The sequence below is a fragment of the Neotabrizicola sp. VNH66 genome (assembly GCF_049445895.1).
GTDB lineage: Bacteria > Pseudomonadota > Alphaproteobacteria > Rhodobacterales > Rhodobacteraceae > Pseudogemmobacter.
This window is the reverse complement of the sequence record NZ_JBMSDW010000008.1, coordinates 35,730-50,877: the sequence shown is the minus strand read 5'-3', so window position 1 is coordinate 50,877 and position 15,148 is coordinate 35,730. Positions and strand designations below refer to the sequence as shown.

General features: G+C 65.6%; 15 protein-coding genes. 9 read left to right on the top strand and 6 right to left on the bottom strand.

Annotated elements, in window-relative coordinates:
* Positions 1-37: 37 nt before the first annotated feature.
* Positions 38-1,090: an NAD(P)-dependent alcohol dehydrogenase gene (locus ACO2Q5_RS12960; protein WP_423291662.1), complete on the bottom strand. Its 1,053-nt coding sequence runs from the start codon at positions 1,088-1,090 to the stop codon at positions 38-40.
* 310 nt (positions 1,091-1,400) lie between these two features.
* Between ACO2Q5_RS12960 and ACO2Q5_RS12955 the strand changes: the two genes are divergently transcribed.
* A complete protein-coding gene (locus ACO2Q5_RS12955; RefSeq protein ID WP_423291660.1) occupies positions 1,401-3,251 on the top strand; it encodes a sigma-54-dependent Fis family transcriptional regulator in 1,851 nt (616 codons plus the stop codon).
* Between the two features lie 38 nt (positions 3,252-3,289).
* On the opposite strand, the gene ACO2Q5_RS12950 is transcribed toward ACO2Q5_RS12955, so the two are convergent.
* On the bottom strand, positions 3,290-4,504 hold the full coding sequence (locus ACO2Q5_RS12950) for an RNA polymerase factor sigma-54 (RefSeq protein WP_423291658.1): 1,215 nt from the start codon (positions 4,502-4,504) through the stop codon (positions 3,290-3,292).
* A gap of 20 nt (positions 4,505-4,524) precedes the next feature.
* Between ACO2Q5_RS12950 and ACO2Q5_RS12945 the strand changes: the two genes are divergently transcribed.
* Entirely contained in the window at positions 4,525-5,478 is a 954-nt protein-coding gene (locus ACO2Q5_RS12945; RefSeq protein ID WP_423291657.1) for a hypothetical protein, read from the top strand.
* A gap of 18 nt (positions 5,479-5,496) precedes the next feature.
* Here the strand turns inward: ACO2Q5_RS12945 and ACO2Q5_RS12940 are convergent, their stop codons facing one another.
* Genes ACO2Q5_RS12940 through ACO2Q5_RS12930 form a run of 3 tightly spaced genes read right to left on the bottom strand, consistent with a single transcriptional unit; the run spans position 5,497 to position 7,142 of the window.
* On the bottom strand, positions 5,497-5,682 hold the full coding sequence (locus tag ACO2Q5_RS12940) for a hypothetical protein (protein WP_423291655.1): 186 nt from the start codon (positions 5,680-5,682) through the stop codon (positions 5,497-5,499).
* A 28-nt stretch (positions 5,683-5,710) separates the two neighbouring features.
* Entirely contained in the window at positions 5,711-6,847 is a 1,137-nt protein-coding gene (locus ACO2Q5_RS12935) for a WD40 repeat domain-containing protein (RefSeq protein WP_423291653.1), read from the bottom strand.
* Between the two features lie 10 nt (positions 6,848-6,857).
* Positions 6,858-7,142, bottom strand: a complete 285-nt coding sequence (locus tag ACO2Q5_RS12930; protein WP_423291651.1) for a hypothetical protein — start codon at positions 7,140-7,142, stop codon at positions 6,858-6,860.
* Positions 7,143-7,180: 38 nt separating this feature from the next.
* Between ACO2Q5_RS12930 and ACO2Q5_RS12925 the strand changes: the two genes are divergently transcribed.
* The gene (locus tag ACO2Q5_RS12925) at positions 7,181-7,417 is read left to right on the top strand and encodes a hypothetical protein (RefSeq protein WP_423291649.1); all 237 of its coding nucleotides are present in this window, start codon (positions 7,181-7,183) and stop codon (positions 7,415-7,417) included.
* A gap of 5 nt (positions 7,418-7,422) precedes the next feature.
* Here the strand turns inward: ACO2Q5_RS12925 and ACO2Q5_RS12920 are convergent, their stop codons facing one another.
* Complete coding sequence (locus ACO2Q5_RS12920) at positions 7,423-7,872, bottom strand: hypothetical protein (RefSeq protein WP_423291647.1); 450 nt, start codon at positions 7,870-7,872, stop codon at positions 7,423-7,425.
* A gap of 759 nt (positions 7,873-8,631) precedes the next feature.
* Here ACO2Q5_RS12920 and ACO2Q5_RS12915 point away from each other — a divergent pair.
* From ACO2Q5_RS12915 to ACO2Q5_RS12890, 6 genes are all read left to right on the top strand, one after another.
* Positions 8,632-10,299 carry an aromatic/alkene/methane monooxygenase hydroxylase/oxygenase subunit alpha gene (locus tag ACO2Q5_RS12915; RefSeq protein ID WP_423291645.1) on the top strand — a complete coding sequence of 556 codons (1,668 nt, stop codon included), beginning with the start codon at positions 8,632-8,634 and terminating at the stop codon, positions 10,297-10,299.
* Between the two features lie 101 nt (positions 10,300-10,400).
* The gene (locus tag ACO2Q5_RS12910) at positions 10,401-11,459 is read left to right on the top strand and encodes an NADH:ubiquinone reductase (Na(+)-transporting) subunit F (RefSeq protein WP_423291643.1); all 1,059 of its coding nucleotides are present in this window, start codon (positions 10,401-10,403) and stop codon (positions 11,457-11,459) included.
* A gap of 48 nt (positions 11,460-11,507) precedes the next feature.
* Entirely contained in the window at positions 11,508-12,566 is a 1,059-nt protein-coding gene (locus ACO2Q5_RS12905; protein ID WP_423291641.1) for an aromatic/alkene monooxygenase hydroxylase subunit beta, read from the top strand.
* A gap of 13 nt (positions 12,567-12,579) precedes the next feature.
* On the top strand, positions 12,580-12,951 hold the full coding sequence (locus tag ACO2Q5_RS12900; RefSeq protein ID WP_423291639.1) for an MmoB/DmpM family protein: 372 nt from the start codon (positions 12,580-12,582) through the stop codon (positions 12,949-12,951).
* Between the two features lie 57 nt (positions 12,952-13,008).
* A complete protein-coding gene (locus ACO2Q5_RS12895) occupies positions 13,009-14,088 on the top strand; it encodes an NAD(P)-dependent alcohol dehydrogenase (protein WP_423291637.1) in 1,080 nt (359 codons plus the stop codon).
* Between the two features lie 36 nt (positions 14,089-14,124).
* Positions 14,125-15,147, top strand: a complete 1,023-nt coding sequence (locus tag ACO2Q5_RS12890) for an amidohydrolase family protein (protein WP_423291635.1) — start codon at positions 14,125-14,127, stop codon at positions 15,145-15,147.
* Position 15,148 lies beyond the last annotated feature (1 nt).

The window sequence follows — 15,148 nt, the reverse complement described above, 5'->3', positions numbered from 1 at the left end:
CCGGGGAACAGGCCCCGGGCGCGCAGGGCAAAGCCGATCAGGGCACCAGGACGGCGCGGCCGCGGATCTTGCCGTTGTGCAGGTCCTTCAGCGCCTGATTGGCCTCGGACAGGCGGTAGTGTTTGGTGGCCAGCTCAACCAACCCGCGGTCCGCCAGCGCCATCAGCTCGGTCAGTTCGGCCCAGGTGCCGACCAGATTGCCGATGATGTTCTTTTCGGTGATCACCATGTCCACGGTGGGAACCTTGATGTCCTCGCCATAGCCGATGACATAATAGCTGCCCGCCGGCCGGGTCATGTCGATGCCCTTCTTCGTGGTGCCCTTCTCGCCCACGAAATCCAGCACCGCCTCGGCCCCCTTGCCGCCGGTCAGGGCCTTCACCGCCTCCACCTCGCCGCCATCGGCCTTGACCAGATGGTCGGCCCCATGTTCGCCCGCCAGCGCCAGCGAGGCATCGGAGATATCGACGACGATGATCCGCGCCGCGCACATCGCCCGCAGCACCTGAATGCCGATATGGCCAAGGCCGCCGGCGCCGATCACCACCGCCGCCTGATCCGGCAGCAGTTGCTGCGCCGCCTTCTTCGCCGCGCGATAGGCGGTCAGCCCGGCATCGGCATAGGGCGCCACATCCCGCGGGGCGAGGGTCTTCGGCAGCGCGATCAGGTTGCGCGACGAGGTTTGCAGAAGCTCGGCATAGCCGCCGTTCGAATCGAGGCCCGGGAACTTGCCGTCGCCATGCATGTCATGGCCGCGGCGGCAGGCGATGCAGGTGCCGCCCGTCACCTTGGGGTGGACGATGACGGGATCGCCCTTCTTGAACCCCTCGACCTCGGCGCCGATCTCTTCGATCCAGCCCGCGTTTTCATGGCCCATGATCAGCGGCAGCAGCCCGGTCCCGGTCGGGTCGGTGTGCGGGCGCCAGATGCCTTCGATGATATGCAGGTCGGTGCGGCAGACACCGGCGCCGCCGATGCGGATGATCACGTCGTTCGATTTGACGATCTTCGGATCGGCCACGGATTCCTCAGCCACCCAGACGGGGGCAGTCAGGGCGGGATCGTAGGTTCTCAGGACTTGGGCTTTCATCGGCGCGGCCTCCTCCGCGGTGGTTCGGTGCCGCATCGGATGGCGGCTGCCGGGCGACTATCCGGGCGTCGCGGGGCCGGGTGCAAAGAAAGCCGATGCCGCGGGTGCAGCCGTTGCGGAACTGGACAGATCGCAGGACACGGCTGTTCAGCCTCTGGACAGCCGCACCCTGGGGCCGCGCGCGCGGTCCCGGCGACAGGGAGAGTGTTCACAAACTGGACATCAGGCGGCGAATCATCCGCGGCCGTTGACAGCGACCTGTCCGCCGATACGCTGATCTTCGGCCAAGGATCGGGGAGGAGACGCGGCCATGGAAGTGCAGACCTCGGCCCTGACGCGGGCGCGGCACATGCTGGAATCGCAGGGCCGCTTTCCCGGCGGTGCCCTGCCCGGGGATATTACCGAAAGCTGGCTGCGCAGCCTGTCGCACGGGCTGGATCCGTTGGCGCGCAGCCACCGGCTGATCCTGACCGAGACTGAGTTTACCGCCACCCGGCAAAGCCATGCCGATCTGATCCGCTTTGCCCGGCCCGAGCTGGAGCTGCTGTTCGACCAGATCGCCGGGTCCAACTTCATGATTGCCTTGGGTTCTCCCGATGGGGTGGTGCTGGACACGCTGCATGACGTGCAGTTCGCCGAGACCGAGGCGGGGGCGCAGGTGATCCCCGGTTCGGTCTGGACGGAGGATCTGCGCGGCACCAATGCCATGGGCGTCTGCATCGCCACCCGCCGCCCCGCGCAGGTCTATGGGGGAGAGCATTTCCTGCGCGCCCACGGCGATGTGTCCTGCATTTCGGCGCCGATCTTCGATGGCTCCGGCGGGCTGGCGGGAGTGCTGGACGCCTCGTCCATGTCGGCGGTGCGCCAGCAGCATACGGCGGCCTTGGTGCAGATGTCGGCCAGCAGCATCGAGAACAGCCTGATCCGCGCGCGGCATGACCGGCGGGTCGTGCTGCAATTCCATCCGCGGCCGGAATATCTGGGCACCTTGTCGATGGGCATGCTGGTGCTGGATGAAGACCTGACCATCCATGCGGTGAACCGCAAGGGCGAGATGTTCCTGACCGGCTTTCCGCGCCTTCTGGGCGAGAGTTTCGAGCGGATCTTCGAACAGCCCTTCGCCGCGATCCAGCGCCGTCTGGCCGAGGGCGAGACTTTGCGCATCCGTGACCGGATGGGATCGGCCGTGTCGGTCCGCTGCGTGGCGAACCGGGCGAGCTTCGCGCTGGCCCGGGCGGCGGTTCCGGTGGCCGATACCGTGGCCGAGGGGCCGGGGCCTGCCCGCAATCTGTTCCGCGATGTGGTGATCGAGGATCCGGCCCTTTGGCAGCGGCTGCAGGCCCTGCCCGATGCGGCGCGGCGCGGTCTGGCCGTGGCGATCAGCGGCGAGACGGGAACCGGCAAGGAGATCGTCGCCCGGCTGGTTCATGCCGCCGCAGGGCGCAAGGGGCCCTTCGTCGTGCTGGACGGGCGGCTGATGGCCGAAGGCGATGTCAGCCGCGCCTGTTTCGGCAGTGCGGGTACGCCGGGGCTTCTGGAACAGGCCGCGGGCGGGACGCTGTTTCTGGACGAGGTGACGGCCCTGCCTCTGGCCGCACAGGCCGCGCTGGCGGGTGTGCTGGATCTGGGCGAATTCCGCCATCCCGATACCGGCGCGCTGATCCGCGTCGATTTGCGGGTGGTCAGCGCCAGTTCGGACCCATTGGCCGCGCAGGGCCTGCTGCCGGCGCTGCGCTACCGGCTGGAAGGGTTCCGTCTGGACCTGCCGCCCCTTCGGCTGCGCAGCGATCTGGAACCTTTGGCGCTGCGCTTTGCCCGGGCCACCCGCGCAGAGTTCCGGATGACACCGGCGGCGCTGGCGCGGTTGCGCGCGCATGACTGGCCGGGCAACCTGCATGAATTGCGGGCGGTGATGACACAGGCGGCGCTGATCCATGCCGATGACCCCTGTGAAGCCGCGGATTTCGACCGGCTGCTGCCCGATCTGCCCGCCGAATGCGCGCCCGGCAGCGCCTGCGGCCAATGCGCCCCGGTGCCGTGGAAGGCGCAGCAATGCCAGACCATCCGCGAGACGGTCGCCCGGCATGACGGCAATGTCTCTCAGGCGGCGCGGGTGCTGGGGATGTCGCGCACCACGGTCTACAAGCATCTGACCGATTGACGGCAGGGCGGGAAGGGCACGCCGTGCGGCAGGATCAGTCAGGGACGGCGCCGGCGCAGGGTCCAAACCGGGATGGCCATGGCCTCGCGGAACTTGGTCACGGTGCGGCGGGCCACGGGCTTGCCCTCCGCCGCCAGCGCCACGGCCAGCGCGGCATCGCTGAGCGGGCTGCGCGGGTTTTCCCCGGCGATCAGCCGGGCCATCCGGTGCCGGATCGCGGCCGAGGCGACCTGTCCCCCGGTGGGGCCACCGTCAAAGAGACTGCACAGGCTGCGCAGGCCCTGCGGCGTGTCCACCAGCAGATCGCGTGCGACGCGGCCCACCGTGCTGTCGTGCAGGCCAAGGCTGGCGGCAATCTCGGTCCGGTGCAGGATGGTCAGGGCACCGGGTCCCTGTTCCAGAAATCCGGCCTGCCGTTCCATCACCGCCCGCGCCACGGCCAGAACCGTGCGGTTGCGGCGTTCCACCACCGACAGCAGCCATTCCGCCTCGGCCCGGGCCGCGCGCAGTTCGGGCGCCCGGGTGGGGTCCACGGTCAGCGCGGGCAGGGTGGCGCGGTTCAGCTCCACCCGCCATGCGCCTTCGTGCCGGGTGACCAGGACGTCGGGCGCGCGCAGCGGCGGCGGGGCATGGCCGAAGGCCAGACCGGGGCGCGGGTCCAGACGGCGGATCACATGCAGGGCAGCGGTGACTTCGCCCTCGGGCAGGCCTGCCGCGCGGGCGACTGCGGCAGGCCCGCCTTCGGCCAGAAGGGGCAGGCGGTCCAGTACCATGGCCAGAGCCGGGGTCAAAAGGCCCCGTTCCAGCGCCTGAAGCTGCAGGCACTCGGCCAGATCTCGGGCGAAAAGCCCCGTCGGTTCAATGCCTTGTTGCAGCCGGTTCAGCAGTGCCGCCGCTTCGGTCAGGGTACATCCCGCCGCCGCGGCCAGCGCGGGCAGGGGCCGGTCCAGCCAGCCGTTTGGGTCCAAAGCCTCAAGGAAGACCTCTGCCAGCTGCCGGTCGCGCGGGGTGGAGAGGATCAGCCCCAGCTGGGGCAGGATATGATCCAGCAGCCCGCCACTGGCCGCCGGTTCTTCCGCCTCGGTCCGGGCGGGGGCGGGCAGCCGCAGCCGCAGCAGGGGATTGCTGGCCGCCTTGCGCGCCAGATGATCGGCCAGCCCCTCATTCGTCAGCCGCAAAAGGGCGATGGCCTGCAACTGCCGCACGCCAAGGGTCTGGCGCTGGCTGTGGGTCTGGCGGGCCGAAACGCTCATGCCGTCACCGCGGGGGCAGGATGCTGAGCTTTTCCCCCGACACGCCCATCGGGCCGGAACGGTTCTACCGCGAGATGTCGCCGCAGCTGGCAGCGCGGCTGCGGCAGATGTGGTCGGCGCGCGGCCATGACCTTGACCGGATCTGGGCACAGGTGATCCGCGCCTTGCCCGGCTTCCGTCCCTTGCCCGCCGCCCCTCCGGGGCCGGACAGCCGGGCGCATGACGGGCTTTGCCTGTTCGATCAGGGGCTGATCTGGCTTTCGGCGCTGCACCGGGCCGCCGCCTCGGGGGGCGAAGTCCAAGAGCTGGACCTGTCGGCCGAACAGCTGCGCGCGGGGGCTGTCCTGACCGGGCGCATGGTCGAGACCATGGCCGCGATCCGGCAGCTGATCCTTTCGGGGCTGACCCTGCCCGCGCTTCAGCTGGCCCGCTCGGTTTCCGAGGATGTGGATATGGTGCTTGCGCTGCTGTTGCGGCGGCGGCTGGCAGGGCAGTTCCTCGACTGCCGCACCGCGGATGAGGCGAACGATTTCTGGCGCCGCCATATCGCGGGCGGGCGGGCGTTCCGGGTGGTGGCGGAAAAGCTCTATGCGATCGGGCTGGACCACAGCGATTCCAGCGAATACGGCCGCTGGCGGCGCGAGGTGCTGACGCTGCTGGGCAGCGCGATCCACAGCTCTCCGCTCGGCCCGCCGGGGGCAGGGGCGGCCGGATGGCCGGCCGATCCCGTGGCGCGGGATTGTCTTCAGTTCGTGACGCATCGGCTGCATGAGCTTTGTGCCTGGGCGCATCTTCTGGACATCGGGCTGAACCGGGATCTGGCGCGGATCGCGGCGGCACATGCGGGGACAGCACAGGCGGGGGCGACACAGGCAGAGGCCGGGCTTCTGGTCTATGCCGCCACCTCGCGCGATATCCTGCTGGATCAGCTGCGCTGGACGGTTGCGGGCTCGGGTCAGGGACCGGCGGGCTGATCCGCGCAGCCGCCGGGATCAGTGCCGGGCCGGGTCGGCACTGATCTTGTCGCTGGCGATCCAGCGCGCCGCCAGAACCAGCGTGCCCATGGCGAAATCCTTGCCATGGGCGTGGATCATCTCTTCCGAGATTTCGGCGATCCGGGTGAAGAAGGCGTCCTTGCTGGCCTCTTCCTTGGTCATCTTGCGTTGGGCTTCGGACATGGGATTTCCTTTCCTGTGAAACGGGGGGTTACTTGAACAAGCGCGGCGGAAGGGTGACCAGCGCCGCCCCGCCTGCGGCGGTGCCGATCGCCAGATGCAGCCCGCAGGCCGACCAATGCAGCGCGGTGATCGCGGCGCCATCGCCGGGGCAGAGCAGCATTTCATCCGGCAGGCCCGGGCGGACCAGCGCCACCGCGCCCTCGGCCGTGCCGAAGGCCACCAGATCGCGGTCGGGATGGGCGGCCACCCGTTCGACCAGCACAAGGCCGGACCGCCCGCTGCGCAGCGCGCCGGACTGGCCGCCGTCCAGCGGCGGCGTGTCCAGCGACCAGCCAGCCAGCCGGAAGGCCCCGCCGGCGAACAGCGTGGCATCGCCGGCGCCGAAGGTCATCGACAGCGGCGGGGCGCGGAAATTGCCGATCTGCCCGAAGCTGCCATCCGCCCGGCGGTAGAGCCAAAGGCCCTGATCGCCGTCCGAAGCGGCCAACCATCCGCCCCCGGCCGAAAAAGCCACCGGGCCGCTGCCGGGAAAGGGCAGGAGCACCGCCTCCTGTCCTGGCGGCCAGAGCAGAACCCCCTCGGCCAGACGCACGGCAAGGCTTTGCCCGTCCGGCGCAAAGGCCAGCGCCGTGGCTGCCCCCGCGGTCAGAAGGCCGACGCGACGGGTCATGCCCTCCTCTTCCAGAAGGTCGACCTTGCCCTCCTGCGCCAGCGCGACAAGGCCGCGCCCATCCGTGGCCAGTGCGCTCAGCGGCCGCGCCTCGCGCGAGAGGGGGATGACCTGGCCGCGCGGCGTCACCCGCCAGACCCGCCCGTCCGCCGCCGCGGCCAGAAACCCGATCTTGCCGGAGGCTGCGACCATCGCTGCGGTCCCGCCAAGGTTTTCGGTATATACCGGCGGCGCCACCGGCTTTTCCCGCTGGCGGATGGTGCTGCGCCCGCTGTCCAGTTCCAGCCTGATGCGCTGCATCGGGGAGTCCGGATCGTCCAGTGGCACAAGCGCCAGCCGCCCGTCGGCCAGTGCGAAGCCTGCGGCCTTGCCCGCGGTATCCAGCGTGACCGAGGCCACCGGCGCCTCCAGCGTCCAGCTGCGGGCGAGAAGGTCGAACAGCGCCGTGCCGGTCAGTCCGGCGGGCGCGGGCGGGGAGGCAAGTGTCTGGTTCATCTTCCGTCCTTCAGCGCAGGGCGGCCAGTTCGCGCCCAAGCGCGGCCAGCCGGAGTTCAAGATCATTGATCCGCAATTCGCAGGAATCCGCGGCGAACCGCGCGGCCACCTCCATGCGGTCGGCCTCAGCCAAGGCCGCATCATCATTGGATTGTTCGGCCAGTTGCCGGGCAAAGCCGCTGCCCGCCACCTTTTGCAGAAGCCGGTGATATTCTCCGGTCAGGCTGGACAGTTCTGCCGTCAACTGGAACTGATCTGCCAGAATCTCTTGCACATTGCGCGGTTCTGTCGTCATTCTGCCCTCCGTTTTTCATCTGCACAGGACGGATGGTGATGATCCCCGACCCCGATGGCCGTTTTCGCAGCGCCCTGCGCCAGACCGCCGCCACGCTGTTCGGCGCGGATCATCCGGTCGCACAGGCCACCACGGCCGAGGCACTTCAAGCCGCCGTCGCCGCCCTGCCGGAAACAGAGCGGGACCGGCTGATGTCCGCCACCCACCGGCACATGCGCGAAGATTTCGCCGCCATCCGCGCGTTTCTGCCCGGAGGCACGGGGACGCTGCACTAGGCCGGTCATCGCGGTACCCGGCGCAGATCGGCCTCGGCCTCGGTCAGGGTGGCGACGACGCGGGCGATGCCTTGGGCAAAGCGGCGTTCGGCCATGTCGATATGGCTGGCCAGCGCATCCCACAGGTCCACCCGCATCAGGGTTTCCACGTCGCCTGTCAGAATTTCGATCTCACCCAGCCGGAACGGCCGCGCGAGCGAGACGCCGGTGGCGACGAAATCGCGCAGCTCGACCGCGTGGCTGTCGATGAAAAAGGGCAGCAGCGGGTGCTCTTCGGGCGTGATTCCGGCCTCGGCCAGCCGGCCCTCCAGAAAACGGCGGAAATGGCTGTGCAGGATTTCCTGACTCTGGCCCAGAAAGCGCAGGGTGAAGACCAGATCCTGCGGCGCGCGCGCGATGACCGCTTCGGCCGTGGCGCGCGAGGATTGCGGGGCTGCGGAGAGGGGGCCGGTCATGACGGGGCCTTTCGACGGGACAGCTTTACGGTGCGATGAGGGCGGACGCCGGGCGGTCCCGGCGCAGGCCCAGTCTAGCAGGCAAATCCCGTGCCCAGAAGCGAAGACGTTCTTTTAAGATAATGATATTAAACAGTAAAAATGGAAATCTGCGTTACAGATGTAACGTTTTGTTGCGTCACCGGATTACAGCTGTCCGGGGTTTTTACATGCCGCGCTGCCGCACAATTTTTCTGCATCCGAGAAACGCCTGACCCCGGCCGAATCGGCGCTGTGGGGTGTGTAACGGGCCGGTCGTTACAGTTGTGCCGGAAAACCGGGCCGCTGGTCGTGACAAGTGTAACGTTCCGAAACGCCCTGAGGCGAGAGGTTGTCCGGGGGGCACTGCGGCTGCCTGAAAAACGGACAAAAAATAAAACCATTCAATTTCAGTGTTATGATCTGAATTCTTATCCCAACCTTCAACTTTATCGCGCTTCGCCCTCCCCGTGGGCACGCCGTCTGCATGTATCCCCGACACAAGAAGGCGGTTTGCCGGTCGACCCGGACAGCCCCGCAAGAACGAAGGAATGGGAGGAGAAGGCGAGGCCGCCGGTCCGACAGCATCCGCAGGCTGTCTGGTCCCGGTTTCCGGCCGCGCCACCCGCAACCTTTGCCGTGACCTGAGCCCCGGCCGCCTTGGCCGGACCAACCCCGGGCGGACCATCCGCCCCCCGGCCGGACCACGCCCCGGACGGTTCACATCAGGAGAATCATGGCATGACTCAACTGACGCTCAACAAGATCACCGCGCAGCGCGGGATCTCGGTCGGCGAAGCGACGAAGAAGATCTCGGACCTCGGGTGGAACCCCACCTATGTTCAGGAAGCCGCGACCTTCCCGACCGACTACAAGATCAACAAGGCCCCGCGCGACCCGATGAAGCAGGTGCTGCGGTCCTACTTCCCGATGCAGGAAGAAAAGGACAACCGCGTCTACGGTGCTCTGGACGCCGCCCTGCGGGGCGACATGTTCCGCAACGTTCAGCCCCGCTGGGTCGAATGGATGAAGCTGTTTCTGGCGATCATCCCCTTCCCGGAAATCTCGGCCGCCCGCTCGATGGCGATGGTGGCGCGGATCGCACCCGGCGAAGACCTGCGTACCGGCTTTACCATGCAGATGGTCGATGAATTCCGCCATTCCACGATTCAGATGAACCTGAAGAAGTGGTATATGGAGAACTACATCGACCCCGCGGGCTTCGACATTACCGAAGAAGCCTTTGGCAAGTGCTATGCGACCACCATCGGCCGCCAGTTCGGCGAGGGTTTCATCACCGGCGATGTGATGACCTCGGCCTGTATGTATCTGACCGTTGTTGCGGAAACCGCCTTCACCAACACGCTGTTCGTGGCCATGCCGTCTGAAGCCGCCCGCAATGGCGACTATGCGCTGCCCACGGTGTTCCTCTCGGTGCAGTCGGATGAAAGCCGCCATATCGGCAACGGCCACTCGCTTCTGATGGCTGCGCTGAAAGAGCCGGAGAACCACCTGCTGCTGGAGCGCGATCTGCGCTATGCATTCTGGCAGAACCACGCCATCGTCGACGCCGCCATCGGCACGCTGATCGAATACGGCACCACCAACCGCGACAAGGAAAAGGAATCCTACGCGGAAATGTGGCACCGCTGGATTTTCGAGGACTACTACCGGACCTACATGCTGCCCCTGGAAAAGTACGGCATCAAGGTTCACCACGACGACGTGCAGGAAGCCTGGAACCGCATCACCAAGAAGAACTACGTCCACAAGGTCGCGCAGTTCTTCGCCGTGGGCTGGCCGGTGAACTTCTGGCGGATCGAGGCGCAGACCGACAAGGACTTCGAATGGTTCGAAGCCAAATATCCGGGTTGGTATGCCGAATTCGGCGAGTTCTGGAAGTGGTATGCCAAGCTGTCGAAGCCGGGTCAGAAGGTCATCACCTTCAACGAGGAAACCGGCTACGTCTATCCGCACCGCTGCTGGTCCTGCCTTGTGCCCTGCCTCATCCGCGAGGACATGGTCACCGACACGATCGACGGCCAGCTGCACACTTTTGCGCATGAACTGGACCGCTGGACCGCCGTCGAGGCCTTCTCGAACGAATACCAGGGCCGGCCGACGCCTGCCATGGGCAAGTTCTCGGGCAAGCGCGAATGGGAAACGGTCTATCACGGCTGGGATCTGGCCGATGCGATCAAGGACCTGAACTTCGTCCGCGACGACGGCAAGACGCTGGTGCCGCAACCGCACCTGCGCTTTGACAACAAGGACATGTGGACGCTGGACGACGTGCGCGGCCACACCCTGCTGTCGCCGCTGACCTTGCTGCGCGAGATGTCGCCCGAAGCGCGCGACAAGCATATCGCCGAATACAAGGCCGGCTTCACCATCAATCCCTGCAACTAAGGGCAGGGCGGGGGCCATCACACCGGCCCCCGCCAACCAACCGGAACTGGACTGAGGCGGCCCGACGGGCGGCCGGACTGACGGCAGGGAGGCCGGACAGAATGGGAGAGATTTACACCGTGAGGCTGGAGCCCGTGGGCGTCGAGTTCGAGGTGGACGAGGACGAAACCGTCCTGGACGCCGCGTTCCGCCAGGGCATCTCGCTGCCGCATGGTTGCAAGGAGGGGCAGTGTTCCGCCTGCAAATGCGTGCTTCTCGACGGCGAGGTCGAGATGCTGAAATATTCCACCTTCGCGCTGAATGAATCCGAGCGCGACGGCGGCCAGATCCTGATGTGCCGGGCCAAGGCCTTCGACAATCTGACGATTGACCTGCTGAATTACGATGAAGAGGTCCTGTCGAAGTCGATCCCGGTCAAATCCTTCGACGGAAAGATCACCGATTTCCGCAAGCTCACGCATGACATCCGCGGCGTCGAGATCGAGCTGAACGCGCCGCTCAAGTTCTGGGCGGGTCAGTATGTCGACATCACAGTCACCACGGAAGAAGGGGAGACGATCACGCGTTCGTTCTCCATGGCAAATCCGCCGAGCGAAACCCAAAAGCTCTCCTTCATCATCAAGAAATACCCCGAAGGAAAGTTCTCAAACCAGCTCGACAACGGAGGAATCCGGGCCGGGGCCGAAGTGAAGGTGACAGGCCCCTACGGCATGTGCTTCCGCCGCGAGAACCGCGAGGGACCGGTGGTGCTGGTGGGGGCGGGGTCCGGCATGTCGCCGGTCTGGTCGATCCTGCACGACCATATCGCCAGCGGAGAGGACCGTCCGGTCCTGTTCTTCTACGGCGCCCGGACCGAGACGGACCTGTTCCATCTGGACCGTCTGGCCGAAATCACCGCCGAACACCCCTCGGTCGAATTCATCCCCGTCCTGTCCCACGCCCCCGAGGACGGCGGCTGGACCGGCGAGCGCGGCTTCGTCCACGAGGCGGTGTCGCGCAAGCTGAAGGCCATGGGGATCGCCGGGCAGGGCGACGTCTATGCCTGCGGCCCGCCGCCGATGATCGACGCGCTGCAGCCCACGCTTTTCATGCTCGACTTCGACAGCGAGCGCATCTTCTTCGACCGCTTCACCACCACGTCCGGTTCGTCGGGCCACTAGGGCCCGACCGCTCGTCACAGTGAAGCCTGCCATACAGGGAGAGAGACAATGGTAGCCACCTCAAGTTCCGTCGGATCGGGCGCGGCCGGGGCCGCGATCTTCGCCGGATCGACCAGCCGCAAATACAATTACTTCGAACCACGCGGCAAGCGCGCCACCCATTACGAAGACGTCACGGTGGATGTGCAGCCCGATCCCGAACGCTATCTGATCCAGGACTGGATTATCAGCTTCGGCAACGGCAAGGGCGCCTATACCAAGGACAACACCCGGGCGCTGTCCTCAAACTGGCATGCTTTCCGGGCGCCGGATCAGGAATGGGAACGCACCCATTACCAGCGCCAGTCCAAGATCGAGACCATGGTTCAGGCCGTGATCAGCAACGCCCGCAAGGCCGGCGCGCACAAGGTGTTCGACAAGGTCTGGCAGCGCGTGCTGCAGGTGCATCTGGGCGCGTGGAAGCACGCCGAATTCGGCCTTGGCACCAGCCTGATGCAGGCGCAGCGCTATGGCTACACCCAGATGATCAACAACGCCACGCTGACGAACTCGTCGTACAAGATGCGTCTGGCGCAGGACATCACACTGTATCTGGCCGAAATAGGCATGGATATCGAAGGCTGGAGCGACGAGCTGGGCAAGACCGCCTGGCTGGAAGATCCGATCTGGCAGCCCACCCGTCTGGCCATTGAGACGATCATGGGCACCGAGGATTATCTGGAGCAGTATTTCGCCATCAACCTGATCTTCGAGCCGCTGGTGGGCGAACTCTTCCGCTCGGGCTTCCTGATGCAGGCTGCGGCGGCGAACAACGACTTCATCACCCCGCCGGTGATCTCGGCTGCCGAGGCGGATTACGAGCGCAACCTCGCGAACACCATCGACCTGGTCTATCTTCTGGCCAATGACGAAAAGCACGGCGCCCACAACCGCGCCTTGTTCAACGGCTGGGTGAAGAAGCACGCCGATCTGGCCGACAAGGCCGCCAAGGCGCTGCAGCCCGTCTGGTCGCAACCCCATTCCAAACCCGTGTCCTTCGCCGATGCGCAGGCCGTCTCGCACGAGCGGCTGGCGCATATCCTGGGCGAAGTCGGCCTGACCCGCTGAGAGGAGAGAGACCATGTCCAGCGTAGCCCGCGACAACAGCAAGGGTAACATCTTCAAGTCGATGAAGGACATCGACCTCAGCAGCCGCGAAATCTCGCATGAATGCGGGGTCACCATGAACGACTCGGTCGAGGCCCGCGCCATCGCCGAATTCATGGATCAGGACCCGAAGGTGACGGTGACCTACAACCCCGCCACCATCCGCATCGACGGCGAGGGCAAGCTGATCTTCAAGATGGACGAGATCAGCGAATATCTGGGCCGCGAGATGACGGCCGAGATCTTCGAGGTCAACACCTCCACCCACTATGGCCGCATGGTCCGGATCGACGACAACACCGTCATCCTGTTCGGCGACATGGACGAAGTGTTCGAGTTCATCTGATCGGCACCCGGGCAGGGGTGCAGGTCGCGCCCCTGCCTGCAATTCGCAGGAGAGACCATGGCTAGCATGATGAAAGCGGCGGTTTTCGTCGAGAAGGGCCGCATTGTCCTGGAGGACAAGCGCATTCCCGACGTGGGGCCGAACGATGCGCTGATGCGCGTCACCACCACCACGATCTGCGGCACGGATGTGCATATCCTGAAGGGGGAATATCCGGTCGAACGCGGCCTGACCATCGGACACGAGCCGGTGGGCGTGATCGAGAAGCTCGGCTCGGCGGTGAAGGGCTTCCGCGAGGGGCAGCGCGTCATCGCCGGGGCCATCACCCCCTCCGGCTGGTCCAATGCCTGCCTCTGTGGCTTCTGCTCGCAGGACGGGGCGGGGACCAAACATGGCTGGAAGGCCATCGGCGGCTGGAAGTTCGGCAATACGATTGACGGCTGTCAGGCCGAATATGTGCTGGTGCCGGATGCGATGGCGAACCTTGCCCCGGTGCCCGATGACCTGACGGATGAAGAGGTGCTGATGTGCCCCGACATCATGTCCACCGGCTTTGTCGGGGCCGAGAATGGCGGGATCAAGATCGGCGACACCGTGGCCGTCTTCGCTCAGGGTCCCATCGGCCTTTGCGCCACCGCAGGCGCGCGCCTGATGGGGGCAAGCCGCATCATCGCCGTGGACACCGTGCCGGCCCGCCTGTCGATGGCCAAACGCATGGGCGCCGATGAGGTGGTGGATTTCAAGGCGTCGAACAACGTCGTCGAAACCATCATGGAGATGACCGACGGCCGCGGTTGCGATGTCGCCATCGAGGCGCTTGGCCTGCAATCCACCTTTGAATGGGCGCTGCGGTCGATCCGGCCGGGCGGCACCCTGTCCAGCCTTGGCGTCTATTCGGGCGATCTGAAGATCCCGCTGGATGCCTATGCCGCGGGCCTTGGCGAAAAGACCATCCGCTCGGCCCTGTGCCCCGGCGGCAAGGAGCGGATGCGCCGGATGATCGAAGTGGTGCGGTCGCGCCGCGTCGACATGAAGGCGCTGGTGACGCACCGCTTCAGCCTCGACCAGATCGAAGAGGCCTACGATCTTTTCGCCAATCAGCGCGACGGGGTGCTGAAGGTCGCGATCACCACCTGACCCCACTGACCAAGATGTAATCCAGGGAGGAACACGATGTATAAAACGCCGGACGGCAAGGAAGTCTTCGTTCTCGACTGCCACACCCATTTCTGGAACGGCAGCCCCGAGAACCAGCGCAACGTGCATGGCAAGCAGTTCATCGACTGCTTCTACGCCTATCACACTGCGCTGTCGCCCAAGGAACAGCTTTGGGAAAAGTCCAAGTTCGAGAAGCAGACGGTCGATGACATCTACCGTGACCTGTTCATCGACGGGCCGGATGACATGGCGATCATCCAGTCCACCTATTTGCGCGACTTCTACAAGGAGGGCTTCTCCTCCATCGAACGGTCCAGCCAGATGGCGCAGATCAATCCGGGGCGGTTCATCGTCAACGGTGCCTTCGACCCGCGCGACGGCGAAAAGGCCATCGAATACATCCACTACATGAAAGAGACCTTCGATATCAAAGGGGTCAAGATGTATACGGCCGAGTGGAACGGCGATTCCAAGGGCTGGAAGCTGACGGATCCGGCGGCCTACAAATGCTTTGAGCTGTGCGAAAAGCTGGGCATCAGGAACATCCACGTCCACAAGGGGCCGACGATCATCCCGCTGTCGAAGGATGCCTTTGACGTGCATGACGTGGACCATGCCGCCACCGATTTCCAGGGCCTGAACTGGATCATCGAACATTGCGGCCTGCCGCGGCTGGATGATTTCTGCTGGATCGCGGTGCAGGAAACCAATGTCTACGGCGGTCTGGCCGTGGCGCTGCCCTTCATTCACTCGCGCCCGCGCTACTTTGCCGAGGTGATCTCGGAACTGCTGTTCTGGCTTGGGCCGGACAAGATCCTGTTCGGATCGGACTATGCGATCTGGACGCCGCAATGGCTGGTGGACCGGCTGTGGAACTTCCAGATCCCCGAGGACATTGCCGCCGAACGCGGCGTGCAGCTGACCGACGAGATCAAGGAAAAGATCCTCGGCCTCAATGCGGCGCGGCTTTACGGCATCGACGTGGCGGCCAAGAAGGCCGAACTCAGCACGGCGCCCGTTCGCATCGCGGCGGAGTAAA

Coding starts and splice junctions, on each gene's coding strand:
- ACO2Q5_RS12920 (WP_423291647.1), bottom strand. CDS start 7,872: ATGACCGGCCCCCTCTCCGCAGCCCCGCAATCCTCGCGCGCCACGGCC.
- ACO2Q5_RS12895 (WP_423291637.1), top strand. CDS start 13,009: ATGGCTAGCATGATGAAAGCGGCGGTTTTCGTCGAGAAGGGCCGCATT.
- ACO2Q5_RS12905 (WP_423291641.1), top strand. CDS start 11,508: ATGGTAGCCACCTCAAGTTCCGTCGGATCGGGCGCGGCCGGGGCCGCG.
- ACO2Q5_RS12935 (WP_423291653.1), bottom strand. CDS start 6,847: ATGAACCAGACACTTGCCTCCCCGCCCGCGCCCGCCGGACTGACCGGC.
- ACO2Q5_RS12910 (WP_423291643.1), top strand. CDS start 10,401: ATGGGAGAGATTTACACCGTGAGGCTGGAGCCCGTGGGCGTCGAGTTC.
- ACO2Q5_RS12890 (WP_423291635.1), top strand. CDS start 14,125: ATGTATAAAACGCCGGACGGCAAGGAAGTCTTCGTTCTCGACTGCCAC.
- ACO2Q5_RS12900 (WP_423291639.1), top strand. CDS start 12,580: ATGTCCAGCGTAGCCCGCGACAACAGCAAGGGTAACATCTTCAAGTCG.
- ACO2Q5_RS12930 (WP_423291651.1), bottom strand. CDS start 7,142: ATGACGACAGAACCGCGCAATGTGCAAGAGATTCTGGCAGATCAGTTC.
- ACO2Q5_RS12955 (WP_423291660.1), top strand. CDS start 1,401: ATGGAAGTGCAGACCTCGGCCCTGACGCGGGCGCGGCACATGCTGGAA.
- ACO2Q5_RS12940 (WP_423291655.1), bottom strand. CDS start 5,682: ATGTCCGAAGCCCAACGCAAGATGACCAAGGAAGAGGCCAGCAAGGAC.
- ACO2Q5_RS12915 (WP_423291645.1), top strand. CDS start 8,632: ATGACTCAACTGACGCTCAACAAGATCACCGCGCAGCGCGGGATCTCG.
- ACO2Q5_RS12945 (WP_423291657.1), top strand. CDS start 4,525: ATGCTGAGCTTTTCCCCCGACACGCCCATCGGGCCGGAACGGTTCTAC.
- ACO2Q5_RS12925 (WP_423291649.1), top strand. CDS start 7,181: ATGATCCCCGACCCCGATGGCCGTTTTCGCAGCGCCCTGCGCCAGACC.
- ACO2Q5_RS12950 (WP_423291658.1), bottom strand. CDS start 4,504: ATGAGCGTTTCGGCCCGCCAGACCCACAGCCAGCGCCAGACCCTTGGC.
- ACO2Q5_RS12960 (WP_423291662.1), bottom strand. CDS start 1,090: ATGAAAGCCCAAGTCCTGAGAACCTACGATCCCGCCCTGACTGCCCCC.